Origin of the sequence: Streptomyces sp. HSW2009 (assembly GCF_040240285.1) — a bacterium.
Classification (GTDB): domain Bacteria; phylum Actinomycetota; class Actinomycetes; order Streptomycetales; family Streptomycetaceae; genus Streptomyces.
In genome coordinates this window covers 1-23,654 of record NZ_JBEHZD010000058.1, presented here as the reverse complement: position 1 = coordinate 23,654, position 23,654 = coordinate 1, and the positions used below count along the sequence as shown (strand labels likewise).

Sequence of the window (23,654 nt, the reverse complement as noted above, 5' to 3'; positions counted from 1 at the left end):
CGCCAGCGGTCGCGGGGGCCGGCGCCCGCCCGCCCTGCCCAGCGCCGCCCGCCGCCTGATCACCCAGCCCGGTGGCTGCCGCCGGTTGCTGTCCCGGAAGCTGACCGCTGTAGAACTGCTGCGCCCAGCGGCGGAACCGTACGACCGGCCCGTCGCCCTTGGCCAGCCGCGGCTGTTGGGCGTACCTGCGGTGCTCCCAGATGGGGAAGTCCTTGCGGGTGTCGTACCAGAACAGCCAGCTCAGGGCCCTGGCGGTGAGGGCGGCCGGCAGTCCGGCGGCGGCTCGGGCACCGAGTCCCGGGAGGCGGGCGCTGGTGGTGAGCCGCAGGTCCACGTGGGCCGCGTCCACCGGCGTGACGGCGAACCTGCTCCGCATCTGGAGCCCGATGCGGGGCACGTCGATCTCGGTGTACCCCACGCCGATGCCCTGCACGACGACCTTCACCCGGGGCGCGACGGATGACACCCGGGCCGCGTCCTTGCTGCCCTTGGCCTGGTGGAAGCGGTAGGTGGTGCCCATCCGCAGGCCGTCGAACCAGGGTTCTTCGACGATCTCGGCCCGAATGCCGTGGATGGGCAGGAAGTGCCCGTAGTCCACGATGTTCTCGATGACGTCCTGCGGATACTCCACCAGCGCCCGCACCGTCTGGTACGGCGTGGAGAAGCCCGTGCCCGGGCGGGTGTCGAGTTCCCACAGCGGCGGCTTGCCCAGTGCGTGCTTCCACACGAAGACCAGCCCCTCCACCTCGGCACACTCCAGCGTGGCCAGCCGGGCCTTGGGCGGCGCGGTGCCGTAACCGGTCCGTACGCAGGTCCCGTCCGGGCCGAATCTGAAGTGGTGGAAGGGGCAGACGAGGTCTTCCTCGCAGACCGTGGCGCCGTAGCCGAGGTGGGCGCCCATGTGCGGGCAGTGCGGTTCGGTGGCCCGCACCCGGCCGCCGGCCGTCCGGTAGAGGACCACGTCCTCGCCCATCAGCCGGCGGGTCAACACCTGGCCGCGCGCCAACTCGGCGCTGCCGGCGAGCGCGAACCACCCGTCGGCGTACGGCCCCCTGGGCGCCCGGTACGCCATCGACGGGGGCAGCCCCGCCTCCCCCCGGTCGTACCAACCCGTCTTCCTGACCCGCATGGCTCCCCTTTCCCGCCCGGCGCGAGGCGCCGCCCCGCGGGCCGCGCCGCCCCCCACGGGCGCTACCGATCCGGCCCGTGGCCCTCTGGCAGCCCTTCCCGGGCCCGCTCCACCGGCAACCGCGGCACCCGGAGCGGGCGGGGGCGAATAGGGGGCCCACGCCCTCGGACCACGGCGGGGCAGCACGGCCCGCCGCCGCCCGGGTCGCCCCGGAGCAGCGGACACGGGGGTGGCTAGGGGGCTGCGGCGGGCGTGCGGCCCTGCCGGGGCGGGGAGTCAGCGCGCGGCGGGGGGCCACCGCGCGACGGAAGGGTCAGCGCGCGGCAGAGGTCGACGCCTCGCGGTGCGGCACCGTCTGGAGGCCACCGCGCGGCAGAGGTCGCGGGAGGTCAGCGCGCGAGTAGCGCCCGTACGGTGCCGCTCAGCCCGGCCCAGGCCACCTCGGTGTCCGCGGTGCGCTCGTGCGGTGCGCGGAACCAGTCGAGGTAGGCGGCGACGTCCTCAAGTTCCCAGCGCAGCGCGTACAGCGCGAGCGCCGCCGGGTCCGGCTCCCGGCCGCTGGCCCGTGCGTACCGGTCCAGGTCGGCCGGGCCCTCGGCCACCAGCCACAGGTCACGCTCGGGGACGGCGAGGCCGACCGTGTCCCAGTCCACGAGCCGGGGGCGGTCCCCGGCGAAGAGCACGTTGCCCGCGTGCGGCTCGCCGTGCGTGACCACCGGTGCGGCGCCGCGCCCGGCCACCTCGGCGAGCAGCCCGTCGAACTCGGCGAGCCGGCCCCGCAGCGCGTCCCCGCCCCGCAGGACCAGCGCGCGGGCCGGCTCCGCGTACGGCCCGCCGCGCCACGGCCCCCGCACATCGGCCAACGCCCGCTCCAGCGCGCCCCGCGCGGACAGGTGCGGCGGCAGGTGGACGGCGCCGGCCGGTACGGGGCTGCGGTGCAAGGTCGCCAGCAGGTCGAGCACCCGGTGCCGTTCGGCGGCGGAGCGCCACCGCCCGAACTCCCCCGCCACGCCGCTCTCGTACGGGAAGACGCTGACCGCGTACCGCGCGTCGACGCGCCGCACCCGCTCGCCGTCCGCGCTCGGCAACGGCGCCACGACGGCCTCACCGCAGGGCCCGGCCCGCAGGGCGGCGGCGGTGTCCAGCGCGCTGCGCAGGGTGGTGAACGCAGGGTGGGGTGGGTGGGAGGAAGCAGCGTGGGGTGGGTGGGAGGAGGCAGCGTGGGGTGGGTGGGAGGAGGCAGCGTGAGGTGGGTGGGAGGAAGCAGCGTGAGGTGGGTGGGAAGTGGCAGGGCGGGTGGAGTGGGAGGAGGCAGCGCGTGCCGTTACGGGGGCGGGTGCGGCCTGTGTGGCCTGTGTGGCCTGTGTGGCCTCGGGGGTGAGCGCGGCGTGAGTGGGCGGTGCGGTCTCGGTGGCCCGACCCGCACCGGGTGCTCCGGCTGCGACTTCCGCCGCCGGCCGCTCCGCCTCCTTGGCGTACAGGTCCACGACGGTGATGAAGGCACGGGAGGCGGGCCTGCTGGGGTCGGTGGGACCAGTAGGGCCGGTGGGGCCGGTCGGCTCGGCGATCCAGTGGTAGTCGCCGAACCCGACGGGCGCGTAGGTCAGTCGCGCGTCGGCCAACCCCCAACCGTGGAGGGCCTGCCGGAGCGCGTGTTCATCGAGTGCTTCGGGCCGCTGTCGCATGCGAAGCGAAGGTAGTGGCGCACCGGCCCGGCGCGCACGCCGGTTTGGGGCGGCCGGCGGTCCCTCGCGCGCGGGATGCGGTGGCTTGGTGCGTGGAGGCGGGCCGGGGCGTGGGGGGCGCGCGCCGGAGTCCGCGGGGTCAGCCCGCTGCGGGCCCGGCGACGATCCGGGCGTGCCACCCTGCGCGTTCGGGTAACTTCCGCATGATTAACCGCCAATTGCCCGGCAAAGCACCGCCTGGGCCACTTCGTAAGGAGTGATCCACAGCCCATGGACCTTCAGCTCACCAACAAGACCGCCATCGTCACCGGCGCCAGCCGCGGCACCGGGCTCGCCATCACCAAGGCACTGCTGGCCGAGGGCGTACGGGTGGTCGGCTGCGCCCGTACGATCACGCCTGCGCTCAAGGACTCCGGCGCCGTACCGGTCGTCTGCGCCGGCGCCCCCGGCGACGGCCCCGCGAACCTCGTCGCCCACGCCGTGGACACGCTCGGCGGCCTCGACTTCGTCGTCAACAACGTGGGCGGCAAGGAGACGTACAACGCGGGCGGCTTCCTCGGCCTGGCCGACGCCGACTGGCAACGCACGCTCGACCTCAACCTCTACAGCACCATCCGGGTCGCCCGGGCCGCACTGCCGCACCTGATCGGCCGCAAGGGCGCCCTCGTCAACATCTCATCGACCGCGGCCCGCGTCCCGGCCGCCACGACCGTCGACTACGGCGCGGCCAAGGCCGCGCTCAACGCGCTGACCAAGGCGCTGGACGAGGAGTTCGGGCCGCAGGGGGTCCGCGCACTGACTGTCTCACCCGGCCCCGTCCACATCGAGCGCTGGGCCGACCCCGACGGGCCGGCGGCGATCTTGGCGGCGGCGTTCGGCGTGCCACAGGAGGAGGTGGTGGCCCATCTGCCCAAGCGGTTCCGCCTGACCACCGGCCACATCGCGGAACCGGCCCACATCGGTTCGCTGGTCGCGTTCCTGCTCTCCGGCCATGCGGCCAGCATCGCCGGGTCCGACGTACGCGTCGACGACGGCCTGGTCAAGACGGCCTGACGGGCGCGCGCCCCGGGACGTACGAGCCCCTGTGCGGCGTACGAAGTCCCGGGCCGGGCCCCGCCCACGAACCGCCGCCCGGCAGCGGGCGATCAGGCACCCACCGTGCCGTCGACGCCCTCGCGGAGGAAGTCGGCGTGCCCGTTGTGCCGGGCGTATTCGTGGATGAGGTGGAGCATCACCAGGCGCAGCGACACGTCCGCACCCCACCGCGGCTGATGTCCCGTCACCTCAAGGGACGGCGCGGCGCGTTCGATGCGCCGCGCATGCTCCACCTCATCGCGCCACGCCGCGAACGCCTCCGCCGACGAGGCCGTCCGCACGTCGTACGCCTGCTGGAAGTCACCCGCCTCGGACCAGACGCACGTCAGGTCCTCGCCGTTGATCACCCGGCGGAACCAGACGCGCTCCACCTCGGCCATGTGCCGCACCAGGCCGAGCAGGGACAGCGTGGACGGCGGCATGGAGCGCTCGCGCAACTCCTCGTCGGTCAGCCCCTCGCACTTCATGGCGAGCGTCGCACGGTGGAAGTCGAGGTAGGCGCGGAGCGACGCGCGCTCGCCACCGGTGTACGGCGGGGTGATCCGCTCGCTCCACTCGGCGCGCACGATCGGCGCACCTGCCGCGGGCGACCCGCCCGCCTCGTTCGACTCGCTGGCCATGAAGGAACTCCGTTCTGGGGTGGATCGGGTCTGGGGTGGATCGGGAACGCGCGCCAGGGCGCCAGCGGCCGGGGCCGACCACACCAAGTCCGCACCGCGTCCGCCTCTCAGCCGCACCGCGGCCACGCCGGGCGCCATGCCGGACGGCGCGCGCCGGGCACGACGCGGACGACCCCGACGCCGCCGACACCAGCACCAGCACCAGCACCAGCACCAGCACCAGCAGGCAACGGCGCGGGCGCGCGCGTACGGGGACAGCCCACACGCTCGTTACCGCCCGGTCAACAACTTACGCCGGAAGGATTGACTGCCTTGCTGACGCGCAGTCTCATAAGAGCGTGACCGCGGGTCAACCATCAGCGAGGTGTGCTCAGCCATGACTGCGACGACGACCGACATCGAGCTGCTCAGGGACGCACTCGGGCAGCTCAAGGACCGGGAGCAGGTGGCCGAGCGGCTGCTGGTCTCCTCGGCCAAGCACTCCTTCGACCCGGACCGCGAACTCGACTGGGACGCACCGTTCGAGGACGACAAGTGGTTCTGGCCGCCGGAGTTGGTCTCGCTGTACGACACGCCGCTGTGGAAGCGGATGTCGCAGGAACAGCGCCTGCTGCTCTCCCGCCACGAGTCCGCCGCGCTCGCCTCGCTGGGCATCTGGTTCGAGGTCATCCTGATGCAGTTGCTCATCCGGCACATCTACGACCGACCGACCACCAGCGCCCACGTCCGCTACGCGCTGACCGAGATCGCCGACGAGTGCCGGCACTCGATGATGTTCGCCCGCCTGATCCAGAAGTCGGACGTCCCCCCGTACCCCGTCACCCGCCTCCACCACAACCTCGGCCGCCTCTTCAAGACCATCTCCACCACGCCGGGCTCGTTCACGGCCACTCTGCTGGGCGAGGAGATCCTGGACTGGATGCAGCGGCTGACCTTCCCCGACGAGCGCGTCCAGCCGCTGGTACGCGGCGTGACCCGCATCCACGTGGTGGAGGAGGCCCGCCACGTGCGGTACGCGCGCGAGGAGTTGCGCCGCCAGATGGTACGGGCGCCGCGCTGGGAGGCGGAGTACACCCGGGTGGTCTCCGGCGAGTTCGCCCGCATCTTCTCCATCGCCTTCATCAACCCGAAGGTCTACTCGGACGTCGGCCTCGACCGCAACGAGGCGATCGCCCAGGTCAGGGCAAGCGCCCACCGCCGCGAGGTCATGCAGACCGGCGCCAAGCGCCTGACCGACTTCCTGGACGACATCGGCGTACTGCGCGGCGTCGGCCGTCGCCTGTGGAAGGCGAGCGGGCTGCTGGCGTAGTCCCCGCGGCGCGTGGGGCGAGGCGGGCGCGGGACTGGGGACGGGCACGGGGCTGGGGACGGGCACGCCCGGCCCCGTACGCCCGCATCGCTCAACAGATGCCAGGCACGCCGCCCGCATGCATCACGCATACCGCCCGTACACAAGGGCGCGCCGCATGCATACAACCCGTACGCAACCCGCATGCGCTCCGGACCTCTCGCATACGACTCCGCCCGGCTCGCATACAACCCCGTACGGCTTGCATGCGCCCCAGCGCAGCTTGCATACAACTCCCCGTGGCTTGCATACGAGCGGCATGCGCAGCGCGCACAAGCGGCATGCGCGCGGGGTGTCGCGGGTGGTGCCGCACCAGCGGGGACCGCAATGTCGCGCACCGGGTCGCATCGGGCTCGTCCGGGCAAGTAGGGGGATTTCAACCGGTCGCTCCCCTCGCCGGTTAGGCTGCTTGCATGAGAGGTAGCCCTTCATGACCAGTGGTGGGAACGCGCCCGCGGCAGCCGCCCCGCCCCGCCCCGCGAACCGTGCCACCTATCGCAGGCTGAGCGTCGAGGAGCGCCGCGCCGAATTGCTCACCGCGGCGCTCGACCTGTTCGCGCGCCGCGCGCCGGAGAACGTCTCGTTGGACGATGTCGCCGCCGCGGCCGACGCCTCCCGCCCGCTGGTCTACCGGTACTTCCCCGGCGGCAAGCAGCAGTTGTACGAGGCGGCCGTGGGCAGCGCGGCGGACCAGCTCAGGGACTGCTTCGCCGAACCCCAGACGGGCCCGCCCACCGAGCGGTTGAGCCACGCGCTGGACCGCTACCTCACCTTCGTGCACGAACACGCCGCGGGGTTCTCCGCACTGCTCCGGGGCGGCAGCGTCGCCGAGACCTCACGGACCAACGCCATCGTCGACGGCGTGCGCCGGGCCGCGGCCGAGCAGATCCTCATCCACCTCGGCACGCCCGAACCCGGTCCACGGCTGCGCATGATGGTGCGGGTGTGGATCACTGCGGTCGAGGCCGCCTCGCTGATCTGGGTCGACGAGGGCAAACAACCGCCGGTCGCCGAGTTGCGCGACTGGCTCGTCGACCACTTCGTCGCCCTGCTGACCGCGACCGCCGCCCGCGACGCGGAGGCCGAACGAGTGGCGCGCCGGACGCTCTCGCTCGAAACCCCGGACGGCGCGGTGGCCGACGTCACCCGCCGCATCCTCCCCCTCGTCAACGACGCCACCCCCCTCCTCTGACCCATCCGCCCCGCACCCCGCGGGCCGCTCCCGAACGGCGACCACCCATCCGCCGACCACCCATCCGGCAGGCACCCGACCCGGGCGGCCCGCGCGACGCGGCTTCCCCGCGCCCCGCCGGTCGCCTCGGGCCTACCGTCCGGGTCCGCCGTTCGGGCCCGCCTGCCGCCCGCCCGACCGGGGCACGGCGCGCGCCGCAATGTGACACTGAAGGGGTGAGAAGCGTAGAGACACCCTTCGTCGGCGGGCCGCTCGACGGCCGTGTGCTGCCGGTACTGACCGGCGCCACCGGACAGCCGCCCAAGACGTACGAGGTGCCGGTGCCCAACGACGACGGCACCCCACCGACGGTCTACGTCTACCTCCGCGCCCCCAGCGGCCTCTCCCGCCGGCTCGGCATCCCCCGCGGCTGGCAGTACGAGTACGCGCCCGAGGGCAAACCCCGCGGCGCCCTGAAGTGGCCCTGGTCAAAGCCGGACCACTGACGCGATGGCCCTACGGTGCGGGGCACTCGCACCGCACGGGACAGCGGCCCCATCCGCCACGGCGCACGTCATGCACACCGCCGCGCACGTGCCGGGGCACACCGCACAACACGCCGGCCCCTCCCAGCTCCACCCCCGACCGCTCCCCGGCCCAGCCCCATCCCCGGCCCCCGCACCACCCCGGCTCGGCTCGGCTCGGCTCGGCTCGGCTCGGCTCGGCTCGGCTCGGCTCGGCTCGGCTCGGCTCGGCTCGGCTCGTAGCGATGGGCCGCCCCGGGGCCCGTAAACCTCCACCCCACCCGTACGCCCCACCCGCAAACCCACACACCCCACGCGCCCACACCCGTGCAGCCACACCCACACGCTCGCACCCGCGCTCGCACCCGCACAGCCGCGACGACAACCACCGCCACACACCTGCACACTCGCCGTCACCACCACCATCCGCCGCACCAGATCAGCGAGTTGAGCCATCACGGCCCCGGACGCACCCGTTCCACATCAACTCCCGCGCCGCCCCCGCACCGCCGCCGCGGCTCTCCCCACGCCAACCCCGCACCCCCTCCCCCACCGCTTTGCGAACCGTCACACCCCGGCCGACCAGGCCACTCACCCCCGCGCCGCGCCCCCCCTGATGCGGCGCCACACCACCCCGCACCTCCCCTTTAGTTTTGGTCCGGACCATTGACACTTGTGGTCTAGTCCTTGTTTGCTGCTTGCGCGGAGAGAGCCGCTTCCGAGCCTCCCTGGCCGTCCCCCACCCCAACGGAAGCGCCTCTCCCGCCTCGACCCGTGCGCCCCCACCCGTACCGCCGTCGAAGCCCCCAAGGAGCCCCCATGCGCTTGCACCACCGCCCCCAGGCGCACCGCCGTGCGAGATCACTCGGTGTGCTGCTCGCCTCCGCGAGCGCGGTCGCCGCTACCGCGCTCACCCTGCCCTCCCCGGCCACGGCCGCCCCGGCAACGACGCCGGCGCCCGCCGCCGCGTCCCGGGCCGCCCTCCCCGAGCACGCGCTCGTCGGCTATCTCCACGCCAGCTTCGCCAACGGTTCCGGCTACACCCGCATGGCCGACGTGCCCGCCAGTTGGGACATCATCAACCTGGCCTTCGGCGAGCCGACGTCCACCACCTCGGGAGACATCAGGTTCAGCCTGTGTCCCAAGAGCGAGTGCCCGAACGTGGAGACCGACGAAGAGTTCAAGGCCGCCATCAAGGCCAAGCAGGCCGCGGGCAAGAAGGTACAGATCTCCATCGGCGGCCAGAACGGCCAGGTCAGACTGGAAACGACGGCCGCGCGCGACAAGTTCGTCTCGTCCGTGAGCGCCATCATCGACCGGTACGGACTCGACGGGCTCGACATCGACTTCGAGGGCCACTCGCTCTCGCTCAACAACGGTGACACGGACTTCAAGAACCCGAAGACCCCCACCGTCGTCAACCTGATCTCCGCGGTGAAGTCGCTGAAGGCCAAGTACGGGGCGGGCTTCACGCTCACGATGGCGCCGGAGACGTTCTTCGTCCAACTCGGCTACCAGTTCTACGGCTCCGGCCCGTGGGGCGGCCAGGACCCGCGCGCCGGCGCGTACCTGCCGGTCATCCACGCGCTGCGGGACGACCTGACGCTGCTGCACGTACAGGACTACAACTCGGGTCCGATCATGGGTCTCGACAACCAGTACCACTTCATGGGTGGTGCGGACTTCCACATCGCCATGACGGACATGCTGCTCGCCGGCTTCCCGGTGGCCGGCAACAAGAACAACGTCTTCCCCGCCCTCAAGCCGTCCCAGGTCGCGATCGGCCTGCCGGCGAGCACCCACGCGGGCAACGGCCACACCTCGCCCGGCGAGGTGAACAAGGCCCTCAACTGCCTCACCAAGAAGACGGACTGCGGCAGTTACCAGACCCACGGCACGTGGCCCGCCCTGCGCGGCCTCATGACCTGGTCCATCAACTGGGACAACTTCAACAAGCGCGAGTTCTCCAAGAACTTCGACACGTACTACGGACGCGGCTGACCCTGCCCGCCCCTGCGTGACGCTCCCGGGTCGCACTCGCGCGGTCACCCGCGCGGGAGCGGCCCGGGCCGCACGGCGTACGGGCTTGGGTGGGTGGCCGTACCGGCTCGTGAGGTCGTACGGGTTAGGCACGGGTTAGGCGATGCCACCGCTCGTGAGGTCGTACGGGCGTACGCGGCGGCTGCCGCCTTTGCAGTCGTACGGGCTTACGCGGCGCGCCCCGCCGGCGAGGGGCCTGACCTCGCCAGGCGAGCGCCCCCGCAAGCCCCGCCGTCTCCATCCGTTCGCCCCGCGGGACGCAAGGCCCGAACTGCGGAAGCCGCCGTACGGACCCGCTCACGGCCCCACTCGCAAGCACAGGCACGGGCGCGAGTACGGGCACGAGTACGAGTACGGGCACGGCCTTCGGCCCGACTCCCGTGGCGCGACAGCACCGGAGCGCCCGCCGAGGCACCAGCGGCGCTCCCTACGTCCAGACCACACAGCCCCGCTCGGCGAGACGATCGACCAGGCGTGGGGCCGGCTCCAGGTCGTTCCAGCGCAGGTCCAGCCGCTCCAGCGACGGGAGTTCAGCCAGCCAGTCCGGCAGCGTGCGGAGCCTGTTGCTCCGCAGGTCGAGCTGGCGGAGCAGCGGGAGGTTCGCCAGTGCCCGCGGGACATCCGGCAGGGCGTTCTCGCGCAGGTCGAGGTGGCGCAGTTCGGTCAACTCGCCAACGGAATCCGGCAGCTCCGTGAGCGCGTTGCCCCGCAACCACAGCTCGCGGAGCCCCCGGAGCCGACCGATCGATGCGGGGAGCTCAACCAGCCGATTCCGCTCGGCCCGCAACTCGATCAGCCCGGTCATGGCGCCGATGGTGTCGGGGAGGCCGGTGAGGTGGTTGTCGCCGACGTTGAGGTACCGGAGCGCGGTGAGCCGGCCGAGCGAGCGCGGCAGCTCGGCGATTCGATTGTCGTGCAGGTACAGATAGTTGGTGAGCGGCAGCGTCGTCAACTCGTCAGGTATCGCGGCGAGTTCGTTGTGCCCCAGGTCCAGGGTGTGCAACTGCCGCAGTTCCCCGATCCGCGGCGAGACCCGGGTCAGGGCATTGTCCGCGAGGACCAACACGTGCAGTTCGGTACGCCGCCACAGCGACTCCGGCAAGACGCCCAACCCGTGCTTCCAAAGACTCAACGTCGCTGTCACGTCCGCCCCTCCACGCTTCCCTCTCACCATCAAAGGCACCACGCCATGCGCAACACCCACACACCCCACAGAAGCAGCCAGCCGCCCCCTGCAGAACCCGAGCCCTGCCGGGGCCCCACTCCTTCCTCCGTCGCACTGCCCATAGAAGACCCGCGGCCGACCCACCTCGACACCCATGGCGTCGCCGGGTACGAACCCAGCCCGCTACCCGCAGTTGTCCGGCCGGAGCGTGTGGACCTTCGCCCGCGTGAGCGTGGTGCGTCTGATCACCTGAGCCCGGATGAGCCGGACCGTGGGCGGGATCGGCAGGGTGACGGGGGCGCGGCTCCACCGAAGCCACAGCGCCAGGTGACCAAGCTCGGCGGCCCGGACAAGCTTTTCGAGGGACCACTCCTTCGTACCCCGATCCACCTCGACGCTGATCAGCCGCCCCCTACCCGAACGGTGCCGCAGTTGCAGGTCGAGCCGCCCGGTCCGGTTCTGCCGAGCGGCGGCGGGCAGCTCCACTTCTCGCTTGACCTCATACCCCTGGCCCCTCGCCCAGTCGGCCACCGAGTCGGTGAAGAAGGCGGTCACCTCGGCGGTAGACAGGTCGCTGAACTGCTGTCGATTGAGCCAGGCTCGCAGTGAGCGGGCGGCGGCTTCGACCCCGGCATCCGTCATGAGCAACAGTCTGCCCTGCGGGTCTGACAACCACCTCCAGCCGTACGGACCGGTTATACGAACCGGTTAGCCGTCCCACCCAGCCATCCCCACCCCCGCAGGGACGGCCCCGACGGGCGCCTCGCCCTCATCCCCACCCAGCCCCGCTCCCCACACCCGCCCGAGCCACCTTCCCGAACACGACACAACCCACCCCGCACACCCCAACTCACCCCAACACCCGCAACCCACCCACGGCACACCCGAGACCGCCCCACCCCCCTCCCACCCACACCCAGCACCACGCCCACCACCACCGACCAACCCGATCGAACGCCAGGCAAGCCGTTCACAACACACCGCAACCGCAACCCCAACCCCGCCAACCGGGTGACAACCTGTAGCAACCGAGCGCCCCCCCCCCCCCCCCCCACCCAAATGTCCGGATTGTATGACCGGACATGCCACGATCCCTTGACCGGCCCGCCCCACCGGGCCGCTCCCCATCCGGCCCAGGGAGGTGGACCCGTGGCACCACTGCGCGTACGGGAGGCCTGCGCCCTCGCACTGGCCGCGAGCGCGGCGCTCGCCCAACCGGCTCCGACCGCATCCGGCGCACCGCCGCCGCCCCCCGCACCACACCACGGATCGGCTCCGGCGGCCGGGCCCCAGCAGGGAGACCGACCCCCCGGCGCCCACCGACCACCCGCCCCCGCCAGCGCCCCGCAACTCCCTGACCTGCTGGGTTCGCCCGGCATCAGTAGCCTGCTGGCCGAACTCCAGACGCACTACCGAGCAGCCAACACGGCCAGCGCCCGCTACCACACCATCGAAAAGCAACTCGGCCGGCAACGCCGCACCACACGAAAGCTGACCGCACGGCTCACCACGGCGCGCGCCGAACTCGCCACGGCCCGCAACAGCGCCGGCCAATTGGCCCGCCAGCAGTACCGCGGGAGCCTCGGCTTCTCCCCTTACGTCCGCATGCTGCTGAGCAAACACCCACGGCGCGTACTCGACGAGGAACACGAGGTCCGCCGAACCGCCGGCCGCACCGCAGCCCTCACGGCCCGCCTCACCCAGGCCGAGATCACCACCGACTACTACGCCTCACGCGCCCGCCGCGCCCTCGACCGTCAGCAGTCACTCGCCGACCGCCGCAAGCGCGAACGCGACCGGGTACGCACCCAACTCGACGCCGTAGAAGCCCTCCTGGCCTCCCTCACCCCCGCCCAACTCGCCGCACTGCAACAACTTGAGGGTGACGACCCCTACGCCACATACGGCTCCCCCGCCTCTCCCGCCACCCGTTCCGCCAACCCAGCGCCACTCCCACTCCCCGAACCCGCCACCTCACCCCACCCCACGAAAATCCCCAAGGCCCACCAACCCTGACCCACCCCGAACCGACCAACCCCCACCGCCCTCAAGGGCCCCAAGCCGCCCTGTACCACCCGTCTCCCACCGGCAGCCGCCTCACAGCCTGCGGAGCCCGCTCAACACCCGCTCCAACAACGCCCGATCCAGATGCCCAGCCCCGCGCGCCGCCCCGAAGACCCGTATCCGCCCCTGATCAGCAAGATCACTCAGCAACACCCGCACCACACAGAGCGGCATCCTGAGCAGTGCCGCCACCTCGGCCACCGACCGCATCCGCCGGCATAACCCCACAATGGCCCTGGTCTCCGGCGCCACCCGGCCAGTGGAGACACCCGGCGCCTCTTCTCGCCGCTCCTCCCCGGTTCCAGCGCAGCCACGCACGTCTCGACGCGCAGTACGTGCCCGCACTGCGTACGGCCCCCGGTCAGGCTGTACGGACGCACCCGGGCCGGCTGCTGCCGACCCGGCGGTTGCGGCGCTCCGCTCATGGAGTCGACTCCACCGACTTCCGCAACTCGCTGCGGAGCTCAGGGGTAAGCACGTGTCCGGCCCGCCCGACGAAAAGCGCCATGTGGTAGGCGACCACGGTCATGTCGCACTTCGGCGCGGCGTGCACACCCAACAACGACCCGTCGCTGATCGACATCACGAACAGGCTGCCCTGTTCCATCGCCACCATCGTCTGTTTGACGCTCCCGCCATCCATCAGGTGCGCGGCACCCTGTGTCAGGCTGCCCAGGCCCGAGACGATGGTGGCGAGATCTGCGCTCGACCCCTTCGGCCCGTCCTGCCCCTGTACCGGCTGGAGCGGACGGCCGGCAGCCGCCGTCTCCTCGGGGTCGGAGGAGAGCAGCAACAGGCCGTCGGACGAGACCACGGCCACCGAGATGACCCCGGGCACCTCGTCCACCAGGTTGGTCAACAGCCAGTGCAGATTGCGTGCCTCGTTGCTCAGCCCGTAGACGGGCGGTCCAACCGGAACCATGGTCGCCCCCTCGGGGGACGCTCCCCGGAACATCGCGGTCAACTGCGTGCCTCCTCGACAGATTCGCCCTCACCCAGCGCCCCCACCTGCTGCTGCGGCGGACCATGCGGCGCCCAACGGCCCTGCGGCTGCTCGTCCTGCGCTTGTCGATCCTGCGTGCGTTGCTCTTCCGTGCGTTGCTCTCGCGCGTGGTGGTCTTGTGTGCGTTGCCCTTGCGCCTGATGGTCTTGCGTGCGTTGCTCTTGTGCCTGGTGATCTTGTGCCAGGTGATCTTCCGAGTGGTGTTCTTGCAGGTGGTGGTCTCGTGCTTGGCGGTCTTGCAGGTGGTGTTCCGGCATCTGCCGCCCCTGCGCCCCCTGACCCTGCATGCCCTGACCCCACGCGCCATCGCCCCGCACGTCCTGCCCCTGCACCCCCTGACCCTGCATGCCTTGGTCACCTTGGCCGTCTTGGCCCCAGACACCTCGGCCCCACCCACTCTGGTCCTGTCCGCTCTGGTCCTGTCCGCGCTGAGACTGCGTCTGGGCCTGTACGTGCTGGGCCTCCACATGGTGGGGCTGTACGTGCTGGGCCTGGGCCTCCACGTGCTGAGCCTCTACGCGCTGAGGCTGAACCTGCTGGGCCTGGGCCTGCGAGGCTTCCACACCCAATGCCTGCGGATGCTGGCCGGACTCGCGAAGGCCCTGCGCCCCCCGGTCACTCGGCGACGCCCCGCCCCAGGGCTGCTGTCCCTGATACCCCGGTTGCCCCTGGTACGGCGGAACCTGGGACTCCAATTCCCCAGGCAACGGAACCTGCCCCACCCCCTGGCCTTGCCCGTACAGCGCCGGGTCGTACTCCCCCTCCCCGTACCCCCCTGCCCCATACGGCACTTGCTGATGCGATTCCCGGTCGAAGGCCGACCGCACCGACTCGGCTGCTGCCTGCGGCGACGAGGCAGTCGGCGGCGGATCGTAGGCCGGCAACCCTCCGCCAGGCGCCTCGGAGCGCGGCCCTCCCGGCCAGCCGTCCATCCGCGGGCCCGTCGACGAGGGGCCGGGCCGCACCTCGCCGGGCCAAGGGCAGTCAGCGGCCAAGCCGCCGGACCACGACGGGCCATGCTCCGGCCACTCCCCCGACAGTCCCTCCGCCGCCTGGCCCGCCGCCTCCCGGCCGACCGACGGCTGCTCATCCAGCGGCAGTCCGAGCGCCCCGAACGAGGATTCATACGACGCCACACGCGGTCCCACCGCGCGCGCTAACTCCCCGTCCTGCGAGTCAGCCGCCGCCTGCCCGTGCTGGGCCACGGTCCGCTCGGCGAGCTCCGCCTCCGCGTCCCGCCGACCGTCCCTGGCCCCCTGCTGGAAACCACCGAGCCGACGACGCAACTCATCGGCGTCAACCGTGCCCCGCTCACTCGCTACGGCGCTCCGCGGTGCGACCACCCGCGGGGTGCGCATGGGCAGTCCCTTCGCGGTACGCGGCCCGGCCCCGTCAGCCACCTCGCCCGCGGCCACCGCCCCGCCGGATACCGCACCCTCAACTCCGGCATCAGCAGACGCCCCGGCACCCCACTCATCCTTGGCGGACGCCAAGTCCGGCGAGCCACCCGCACGCCCCCCGGCACCCCCCGACACCACGCCGCCGATCGCACCAACCGGCCCCGCCGCGTCGTACCCCGCTCCCGCACCCGGACCGATGGCACGAGGTCCCCGACCACCAGGTGCCAGCGCCTCAGCCCCGCCAGCACCCGCCCCGCCAACTTCGGCCCCTGCCAACCCTGTTACCGCACGTTGGGCCTCCCCCTGCCCCGGTTCCACGGCTTCCGCCGGAGGCACAACCAGCCCCCGCGCATCCGGTGCCGCACCCGCACTCTGCCCCGCGGCAGAACCCAGCCCCGTACCCACCCACGCTCCACCGCGGACCCCCGCCGCACCCGACGCCAGCCCGTCCGGCGGGGCCGGTTGGAGTCCCGCGGCGTGGAAGGCATCGCCATCGCCGGTCGGCGCGGCTCCGCGCAGCGCATCGTCCTCGTACCGCCGCACCGCATGCGGTTCCCTGGAATCCGGCCTCCGAGACGGCACACCACCCTGCCCCGGCGCCACTTCGAGCGCCGTCGACGGGGCCCGCGAAACCTCCTGGCCAGCCAACTCCGCCAACCGCACCGCCCGCTCCGCCGCAGCCACCAACGGATCAGGGTCCTGCCCCACCACGGGGGCCGTCACCGACGCAGCTGCCCCCTGCGCGGCATCGGCACCGTGCACCCCCGGAGTCGCCACCGCGCCGTCCGCCCGTCCGGCACCGGCGTCTGCCGGCTGCTGCTCAGTCCGGAACGCCCCGGGCTCCTGGTACGCCGGCCCCTGTACCTGTCGCACCTCCCACACCGCACCCGGCCCGCCGGGGTCCACTTCTACGCCCGGACCAGCGTGGCCAGCCGAACCAGCCAGGCCAGCCACGGCCCCGGCATCGCCCGCGTGCACCGAGCCGTCCCCCTGCCACCCCGCCAGCTCGGGCCCGGGGCCCCAGGGCTCACCCGCCGGCGGCATGGCCCCGGTGAGCTCGGGCCGGCGGGGTTCGTCATGCCCATGGCCCCTCGGAAGCGCCGGCTCCGCGCGCCGCTCCCGACGGCGGCCCGGCCCCTGCCCGGCCGCCGCGGTCGGCGCGTCCGGGGCAGGGCCGGTCTCGGGAGCCGGCGCCACTCCGGACACTCGGGTGGCAGTACCCACACCGGAGAACGTCGCTCCCCGCGGAGTGGTGGCCGCGTCAAGGCCATCCCCCTCCGCCGCGACCCGCATCACCTCGCCGTACCCGTACGAGCCGGGGAGACCGGCATCACCGGCGGCATGCGCAGTAGACGGAGCAGCCATGGCCCCGCCAGGAACGGGCCCGCCCGCCGCAGCCGCCCCGGCGCCATGCGGGGCAACCGTGCGAACCCCATCGGTCTCGCCCACCTCCACCACCAGCCCGGCACGCCCCTCGTGCGCGCGGTCCGCCGATGCGGCCGACATCGGCCCGTCGTCGCCGGTCCCCGAGGCTGCGACGTTGATGCCCGAGGCCGCGAGGCCGGTGCCGGCGGGCAACGGCACCGAAGCTCCGGTGGCGAACCCGCGGTGGCCCGTACTCAGCGCCACAGCACGCACGCCCCCAGCCGCGGGACGCCGGTCCGGCAGGATCGACTTGGGGAGTACGACGACCGCGGTGACCCCGCCTTGCTTCTGCTCCCGGAGCTGGACCCGGACGCCGTGCCGGGCCGCCAACCGGGTCACCACGTACAACCCGAGCCCCAACGGGTCCTCCGGCTGCGGCCCCTGGCAGTACTCCGGAACGGGGTCGGCAAGCCGGGTGTTCAGCTCCTCGAAGCGATCGGCCGTCATGCCGATCCCCTCGTCCTGGACGGAGAGCATCACCTCGCCGTTCTCCAACAGCCATCCCGAGACGTGCACCTCGGTGGCGGGCGGAGAGAAGATCGTGGCGTTCTCCAGCAGCTCGGCCACGAGGTGGCTGACACTGTCGGCGGCGAACCCGGCCACCTGCGCCTGCGGTGGCAACGCCTGGATACGGATGCGCTGGTACCGCTCCACCTCGCTGATCGCGGCCCGCAACACATCGAGCAACGGCACAGCGCCCGCATGGTTGGACTGCCGCTCAGAACCCGCGATCACCAGCAGGTTCTCGCTGTAACGGCGTATTCCGGTGGCCAGGTGATCAAGGGTGAACAGGGTTTCGAGTCGATCCGGGTCCTGCTCGTTCGCCTCCATCGTCTCGATGACGGCCAACTGCCGTTCCACCAGCCCGAGCGTGCGCAGGGCCAGATTGACGAAGCTGCTGTGCACCCGGTCGCGGAGCCCCTTCAACCGGGTCTCGGTCTCCTCCTTGAGCCGCCGGATCTCCTCACACTCCTGCCGCACCTCCGCGATCTGCGCGGCCTGGTGCTGCCGGTCCTCAATGAGCTGCCCACGCTCCGCGGCCAGTTTGGCCACCCGCGCACGCTGGCTGCCCAGCCCCTCGTGCAGATGGTTCACCGACCACACGACGGCGGCGAACTCATCGTCACGGTCCGCGTCCCGACGCCCCAGGGTCAGCGGCTCGATGTCCGCCGGATCGTCGGCCAGCCGGCGGACACCGGCGCGCAGGGCGCCGAGCGGGCGCGTCACTGACCGCACAGCCAGCGCGCACACCGTGAGCACCAGCAACAGGCACCCGGCCAGCAGCCCGGCGTGCAGTTCCAACTCGGTGACCCGGTCGTGCCTGGCCTGCTCCGCGCGGGTCACCCCGTCCGCCGCGAGCGCCGTCTCCACGCCGCGCATCCGCTCCACCCGGGCGGTGAGCGCGTCCCCCACCTGATCCCGGTCCGGAGCCGATCCCGCACTCGTGGCCGGCGGGGCGCCCACGAGATCCTTGAGATAGCGCTCGGCCTCATCCGTCTTCGCCCCGCGGACCGTCCGTACGTACCGGTCGCGGGCGGAGCGAGCGGCCGACTGTCGGAAGTCGGCGAACGCGGCCTCCTCCCGGAGGCGTGCCTGGTAGGCAGCAGACGTGAGGCCCGGCTGCCGGCCGCCCGACGCGAGCGCGCCGAGGAGCAGGGCCCGGCTACCCGAGGCGTGTTCCACGGTCCGGCCCAGCGGACCGAGCGCGTTGGGGTCGGTCGCGCCGGCCGCCCGGTGGAGCGCCCGCACCGCTTCGGTGTACGCGTCGAAGGTGTCCGCGGCCGAACCGGGGCCGGACAGGGCACGCTGCCGCATCCGCGGTAGCTCCCGCAGTCGCTTGGTGGCGCCGGCGAAGGTGACGGAGGCGTCGGTTGCACTGGCGCGGAGGGACGCTGCCTGGCGGTCGACGCGGGTCCGCACGTCCTTCGGGGCGCCTTCGCCCGCCGCCGTCGACCTGCCCGCCGCCACGTACTCGGTCATGGCGTCGCGCTCGTCAGCCAGTGAGTGTGCGAGGAGCACCGCGGCGACGGCCGCTTCGGCGCGGTCCACCCGCCGTTGGGCGTCCTTCACCTGGTCGACCCCGGTGGCGATCACGGGAGCTCCGGCCGCGAGCACCGCCACGGTCACCACGGATGCCGATGCGACCAGCCGGTTGCGCACCCGAGCCCGGTGCCCCCGCCCGGATCGCTGCTCGCCTCGATTGCTGTCGCTGGCCCGAAGCCGTCTCTTCCGCACCGGTGCCCACATTCTTCTCTCGCCAGACCCGCCGTGGTTCCAGGAGGTGGCGACAGCACCGCAGTTGTCCCGGGTCCGTGCGCTCGGCCGCGAGACCGCGCACTCGCGCCCGCTCCTGGTACGGAAACCGACCCTTCCAGTACCGCTGCGCGCCGGGCGCACATAGACAACTCGGCCACTCGAACGAGTGAACATGAACCGGAAGATGGCCACCAAGGTGCACCACACACCGTAAGCACGCACCACCGCGTACACACGGCAAACAACCCGCTGTTCCGACAAGATGCTCACCGGTCGCTTTACCCGGTCCAATTCCATCTGAATTTCACCTCCTAGAAACCATCTGGAATCCATTGATGCGGTCCGATTTCACAGGTCCTGCCCCGTGAATGGCCACGAGTTGCGATCCGGCACACTTGCCTCATGCGCCTCGACCTCACCACCGTCCCCGGGGACCCCCAGCGCCCCAACGAGGACTACGCGTCCATAGCGCTGCCAGCCTCCGGACAAGGCGGCTCACTGGTACTCCTCGACGGCGTCACTCCGCCCTCGGAGCCCTACGGTTGCAGGCACTCCGTCCCGTGGTTCACCTCCCGGCTGGGGGGTGCCCTGCTCGAACTCTCCGGTTCGCAGCGGAACACGTCCCTTGCGAATTGCCTGGCACAAGCCATCGCCCGAACCGCTGACGCGCACCGCGCCACCTGCGACCTCTCCCATGTCCGTACTCCGCAGGCGACCGTGGTCACCGTCCGCTGGGACGACGAGCGCCTTGAGTACCTGGTGCTGTCGGACTCCTCCCTGCTGATCGAGGCCCCTGACGGGCAGGTGGATGCGGTACTCGACTCACGGCTCGATGAATTGCCACCGTCCGTACGCGCCCTGGGCGCCGCCACCAGGGCCCTGCCCCGCGGCTCGGCCGAGCGCCGCGCAGCCGGCGCCGAGTACGGCCGCGCGGTCGAGGCCCGGCGCAACGCCGAAGGCGGCTTCTTCACCGCCGCCGCGGACCCGGACGTGGCACGCCTCGCCGTGACCGGCACCAGGCCGCGTACCGCCGTACGAGCGCTCGCCGCGCTGAGCGACGGAGCGACGCGTTGGGTCGAGGTCTTCCGGGCGGGCGACTGGACCGAGACCCTGGCACTCCTCCGCAAGGAAGGCGCGCAGGCGCTGATCGACCGGGTCCGCGCCGCAGAAGATTCCGACCCGGACGGCAACGCCTTCCCGCGCGGCAAGCGGCACGACGACGCCACGGCGATCTACGTCGAGCTGTAACCCGCCACTACGGCCCTGACCTCAGGACTTGCCCGTTCCACCACACCTATCTGTTCGTCACACGGTCTCCTTCCAGTTGCTTCCGTCGGGTGAGGTAGCTCGTGAGGGACGGCGAGCCCCGGCAGCGAGGTCGGCGACGTCGTCCCCTCGGCGCGCCGGGACATCGGGTCTCCGAGCGTTGGCAAGGCCGTGTCTTGCTGTGCTGGGTGCCGCTGACCGCCCGTCGGCCGGTGTTCGGGCGCCGAAGCAGCACACGTAACGGGTACGCACCCGGGGTGGCCCGCCCCCGTCGAGCTGAGAGCGAGGTGGGCTACGCCGACGGCTCAGCCGGCTTCTCTCTCCCTCCTTCTGCTCCACCCGCTTGAGGTAGTTCGCTCTCCGGCGACGAGCGGGACGCCCGCCCACTCGGCATGGTGGGGACTATCGGTCGTGCATGGCGGTGGTTCCGCTTCCGTCATGCGGTTCGGAAGATTCGGAAGATGACGACGAGTCGGGAACGTGATCTGTTTCGTGGCCAGCGTTCAGCCGGTGGAGCAGCCGGGCCAGCTCCGCCACCTCCGCGCGGTCCCAGCCCTCCAGGCGCTGGGCGTAGCGGGCACGCAGCCCCTCCCGTACCCGGGTGAAGCGCGTGCGCCCCTCTTCCGTCAGATGGACCAACCAGGCCCGTCCGTCATCGGGGTCAGGCGCCCTGGCCACCAGCCCGAGCGTCTCCAGCGCTCGCAGTTGGCGGCTCACCGTCGCCTTACCGACCCCGAAGTAGGCCGCCAGGTCTGTGGCCCGCAACTGTCCGGCATCACTCAGTCGGGCCAACAAGCCATATGCGGCTGGTTCCAGATCAGGGTGCACCTCCCGTGCCATCTCGCCCGAGTTCGCACGAGCTCGACGGAGAAAGACGGACAACTCACGTTCAAGAGCCAGAAAGGCACTGTCGACCCCCGTTCGGCCCATGCCCTCGCCAGCTCCCCCGACCCCGGTGTTGTGCACGTCAGCACCTCTCCGGCTTTTCAGCTCGTGAAAGTTTCGTCGTGCCGCGACGTGTTGCCGCAGCTCCGCAAGTATTTTGCAGGAATAGACCACGCTCCCGCCTAGGCCCTCTTCCCATTCCAGCTTCTACGCCCGTAGAGTTGGTTATGTCATGGCCATTCCAAAGCCATGCCATGCACCCTCCCCCACCGAGGCCATCGGAGGCATCGCCATGCCCGCGCACAGACCCGGTTCCCCCCGCCGCTCCCTCACCGCAGTGGTCGGGTTTCTCGCATCCTTCCTCGCCATGACCATCGCCTTCACCCTCCCGGGCACGGCTTCCGCCGCCCAACGCCCCATTCCCCACCCGGAAAGGGACTGGATGGGCTCCACCATCCTGGAGCGCGAAGGCGGTAACCCGAACAACCCTGCCCCCGCTACCCGCGTCGCCACCGTCGAAGGTGTCGACGTCAGTAGCCACCAGGGCAACGTCAACTGGTCCGCGGTCTGGAACAGCGGCGCCCGCTGGACCTACGTCAAGGGCACCGAGGGCCTGACGTACAAGAACCCGAACTTCGCCCAGCAGTACATCGGCTCCTACGACGTCGGCATGATCCGTGGCTCGTACCACTTCGCGCTGCCCGACGTCTCCAGCGGTGCCCAGCAGGCGAACTACTTCGTCAACAATGGCGGCGGCTGGTCGCGCGACGGCAAGACGCTTCCCGGCGCCCTTGACCTGGAATACAACCCGTATGGCGCCACCTGCTACGGGTTGAGCCAAGGCGCGATGGTTAACTGGGTGCGGGACTTCTTCAACACCTACAAGGCACGCACCGGACGCGACGCCGTCATCTACACGTCGACCAACTGGTGGAAGACGTGCACGGGCAATTACGCGGGCTTCGGGAACACGAATCCGCTCTGGGTACCGCGCTATGGGTCGTCCGTGGGCGAACTCCCCGCCGGATGGGGCTTCCAGACCATGTGGCAGTACACCTCCTCGGGTCCGATCGTTGGCGATCACAACCGGTTCAACGGCGCATATGACCGCCTCAAGGCCCTCGCCAACGGCTAACGGCTCTCGCGTACACTTCCGCTCCATCTTTCGGGCGACGTTCTCCGATTCTTCGCCCGACCCGTTTCACCGTCATTGCGTGAGATCACTTATCGCCGCCGCTCAGCGTTGATAAGTGAGACACGACGCACACGATGGGTGGGTCCCTCTCGCCGCCGGTCCGCGGGAGGGGCCCTTTGCGTATCCACCCGCGCCACCTGGCTGCACCCGCCACACTCTCCGCCATCCCCACGCCAGGCCCCGCGCCCGTTCCCGCCCCCGCCTCAGCGGCAAAGCCGAACCCGTACGGACAGGTCTGTCTGTATCCTGGGGCTTCAGTACGGGCGCAACACATGCAGGCCGCGGCGAGCTCACCGGCTCCAGCGGCGGGCCGACGTCCGACACCGCACACATCTTGGAGCGTGACGCATGGCCGACAAGCGGCCTCCCGCCCGGAGTCGAATTCTCGACACCGCGACGGAACTGTTTGGCGCACACGGCGTGCGCGGGGTGGGCGTCGATCGCATCATCGCCGAATCTGGTGTCGCCAAGGCGACTCTTTACTCCCATTTCCGCTCCAAGGACGATCTCGTTGTCGCTTATCTGCGCGGCGCCGATGGCCACTGGCGCGGCAGCTTGCAGCAGGCGGCGGCCAGCGCCGGCCCCGCACCTCGCGATCAGTTGCTCGGCCTGTTCGACGCCCTCCACATGGCCACGGTCTGCGACGGTTTCCGCGGATGCGCTTTCCTCAACACGGCATGTGAGACAGAACGCGGTACCGCGCCCCATGCGACCAGCGTCGAGCACAAGCAGGCCGTGCGCGCCTGGCTGGGCACGCTCACCGAGGCCGCAGGCGCGGACCAGCCGGACCTGCTTGCCCGCCAGCTCAGCGTGCTGATCGACGGCGTCATGTCGGCCGCCGCCCTCGAACCGACACCGGACTTCGCGGAGGCTGCCCGGGCCGCCGCCCGCACACTCGTCTCGGCCGCCTGCCCGGACCGGGCGCCGGCCTAAGCACGGCCGGCGAGGGGTTACAGCGACGCCCACAGGACGCGTGCGCGTACGGCATGACGGTCCAGGAAGTAGCGGCCCTGCGCCACCGGCGGCCCGGGCCGGCTCCGCCCCGGCGCGTAAGACCGAAAGGCACTGGCGAGCCCCCACGCCGAGCGCTAACCACCTGGCCTATCCCATCCGTTGCCGAGACACAGGGCCCGAGCAGGCCGTACCGACACCTGACCGTGGGCGGGCAACGCCCGTACCGCTTCGACCCGCCCGCCGAGCCAAGCGCCGCAGACAGAGCCCTTTCGGACAGCAGAGACATAGACGGTGACGGGCCCCCCCCCCCCCCGCCCCAGGGCCCGGGCCGGGCGGCCCCGGCCCCAGCGGCAGTAGGCGATTTAAAAAATAAACGATGCCCCCGAAAAAAAAAATAATATATATGTTGTGGGGGGGGGAGTAATAAAA

The 23,654-nt window shown here is 71.5% G+C and carries 16 protein-coding genes and 2 pseudogenes; 9 read left to right on the top strand and 9 right to left on the bottom strand.

Going from position 1 to position 23,654, the window contains the following annotated elements:
• On the bottom strand, window positions 1–1,129 hold a 1,129-nt coding region (locus AAHZ94_RS07440; RefSeq protein ID WP_349991540.1), incomplete at its 3' end, for a Rieske 2Fe-2S domain-containing protein.
• Window positions 1,130–1,518: 389 nt separating this feature from the next.
• Window positions 1,519–2,814, bottom strand: coding sequence for a phosphotransferase (locus AAHZ94_RS07435; RefSeq protein WP_349991539.1), 1,296 nt, complete (start codon window positions 2,812–2,814; stop codon window positions 1,519–1,521).
• Window positions 2,815–3,084: 270 nt separating this feature from the next.
• Between AAHZ94_RS07435 and AAHZ94_RS07430 the strand changes: the two genes are divergently transcribed.
• Entirely contained in the window at window positions 3,085–3,867 is a 783-nt protein-coding gene (locus tag AAHZ94_RS07430; RefSeq protein ID WP_349991537.1) for an SDR family NAD(P)-dependent oxidoreductase, read from the top strand.
• 92 nt (window positions 3,868–3,959) lie between these two features.
• Here AAHZ94_RS07430 and AAHZ94_RS07425 read toward each other — a convergent pair whose 3' ends face one another.
• On the bottom strand, window positions 3,960–4,529 hold the full coding sequence (locus AAHZ94_RS07425) for a DinB family protein (protein ID WP_349991535.1): 570 nt from the start codon (window positions 4,527–4,529) through the stop codon (window positions 3,960–3,962).
• 376 nt (window positions 4,530–4,905) lie between these two features.
• Here AAHZ94_RS07425 and AAHZ94_RS07420 point away from each other — a divergent pair, with 376 nt between their 5' ends.
• The 4 genes and pseudogenes from AAHZ94_RS07420 to AAHZ94_RS07405 form a co-directional block, all read left to right on the top strand.
• A complete protein-coding gene (locus tag AAHZ94_RS07420; protein ID WP_349991533.1) occupies window positions 4,906–5,838 on the top strand; it encodes an AurF N-oxygenase family protein in 933 nt (310 codons plus the stop codon).
• A 469-nt stretch (window positions 5,839–6,307) separates the two neighbouring features.
• Window positions 6,308–7,069 (top strand): TetR/AcrR family transcriptional regulator, encoded by a 762-nt coding sequence (locus tag AAHZ94_RS07415; protein ID WP_349991532.1) that lies wholly within the window; start codon window positions 6,308–6,310, stop codon window positions 7,067–7,069.
• A 215-nt stretch (window positions 7,070–7,284) separates the two neighbouring features.
• A complete protein-coding gene (locus tag AAHZ94_RS07410; RefSeq protein ID WP_349991531.1) occupies window positions 7,285–7,554 on the top strand; it encodes a DUF8847 domain-containing protein in 270 nt (89 codons plus the stop codon).
• Between the two features lie 951 nt (window positions 7,555–8,505).
• A pseudogene (locus tag AAHZ94_RS07405) lies at window positions 8,506–9,573 on the top strand (chitinase); the annotation flags it as partial.
• A gap of 466 nt (window positions 9,574–10,039) precedes the next feature.
• Here the strand turns inward: AAHZ94_RS07405 and AAHZ94_RS07400 are convergent.
• Both AAHZ94_RS07400 and AAHZ94_RS07395 read right to left on the bottom strand, forming a co-directional pair.
• Window positions 10,040–10,756 (bottom strand): leucine-rich repeat domain-containing protein, encoded by a 717-nt coding sequence (locus tag AAHZ94_RS07400; protein WP_349991530.1) that lies wholly within the window; start codon window positions 10,754–10,756, stop codon window positions 10,040–10,042.
• A 204-nt stretch (window positions 10,757–10,960) separates the two neighbouring features.
• Window positions 10,961–11,419 carry a hypothetical protein gene (locus AAHZ94_RS07395; protein WP_349991529.1) on the bottom strand — a complete coding sequence of 153 codons (459 nt, stop codon included), beginning with the start codon at window positions 11,417–11,419 and terminating at the stop codon, window positions 10,961–10,963.
• A 507-nt stretch (window positions 11,420–11,926) separates the two neighbouring features.
• Here AAHZ94_RS07395 and AAHZ94_RS07390 point away from each other — a divergent pair.
• A complete protein-coding gene (locus AAHZ94_RS07390) occupies window positions 11,927–12,793 on the top strand; it encodes a coiled-coil domain-containing protein (RefSeq protein WP_349991528.1) in 867 nt (288 codons plus the stop codon).
• Between the two features lie 81 nt (window positions 12,794–12,874).
• Here AAHZ94_RS07390 and AAHZ94_RS07385 read toward each other — a convergent pair.
• The 3 genes and pseudogenes from AAHZ94_RS07385 to AAHZ94_RS07375 all read right to left on the bottom strand — a co-directional run bounded on the left by AAHZ94_RS07385 (window position 12,875) and on the right by AAHZ94_RS07375 (window position 18,829).
• A pseudogene (locus AAHZ94_RS07385) lies at window positions 12,875–13,266 on the bottom strand (DUF742 domain-containing protein).
• Window positions 13,263–13,763: a roadblock/LC7 domain-containing protein gene (locus AAHZ94_RS07380; RefSeq protein ID WP_349991526.1), complete on the bottom strand. Its 501-nt coding sequence runs from the start codon at window positions 13,761–13,763 to the stop codon at window positions 13,263–13,265. The pseudogene AAHZ94_RS07385 and the gene AAHZ94_RS07380 overlap by 4 nt, the downstream one beginning before the upstream one ends.
• A 38-nt stretch (window positions 13,764–13,801) precedes the next feature.
• Window positions 13,802–18,829 (bottom strand): nitrate- and nitrite sensing domain-containing protein, encoded by a 5,028-nt coding sequence (locus tag AAHZ94_RS07375; RefSeq protein WP_349991525.1) that lies wholly within the window; start codon window positions 18,827–18,829, stop codon window positions 13,802–13,804.
• Between the two features lie 498 nt (window positions 18,830–19,327).
• Here AAHZ94_RS07375 and AAHZ94_RS07370 point away from each other — a divergent pair, with 498 nt between their 5' ends.
• The gene (locus AAHZ94_RS07370) at window positions 19,328–20,173 is read left to right on the top strand and encodes a hypothetical protein (RefSeq protein ID WP_349991523.1); all 846 of its coding nucleotides are present in this window, start codon (window positions 19,328–19,330) and stop codon (window positions 20,171–20,173) included.
• A gap of 420 nt (window positions 20,174–20,593) precedes the next feature.
• On the opposite strand, the gene AAHZ94_RS07365 is transcribed toward AAHZ94_RS07370, so the two are convergent.
• Window positions 20,594–21,121, bottom strand: a complete 528-nt coding sequence (locus AAHZ94_RS07365) for a MarR family winged helix-turn-helix transcriptional regulator (RefSeq protein ID WP_349991542.1) — start codon at window positions 21,119–21,121, stop codon at window positions 20,594–20,596.
• Window positions 21,122–21,368: 247 nt separating this feature from the next.
• Here AAHZ94_RS07365 and AAHZ94_RS07360 point away from each other — a divergent pair, with 247 nt between their 5' ends.
• On the top strand, window positions 21,369–22,211 hold the full coding sequence (locus tag AAHZ94_RS07360; RefSeq protein WP_349991541.1) for a lysozyme: 843 nt from the start codon (window positions 21,369–21,371) through the stop codon (window positions 22,209–22,211).
• A 408-nt stretch (window positions 22,212–22,619) separates the two neighbouring features.
• Entirely contained in the window at window positions 22,620–23,204 is a 585-nt protein-coding gene (locus AAHZ94_RS07355; protein WP_349991521.1) for a TetR/AcrR family transcriptional regulator, read from the top strand.
• Window positions 23,205–23,654 lie beyond the last annotated feature (450 nt).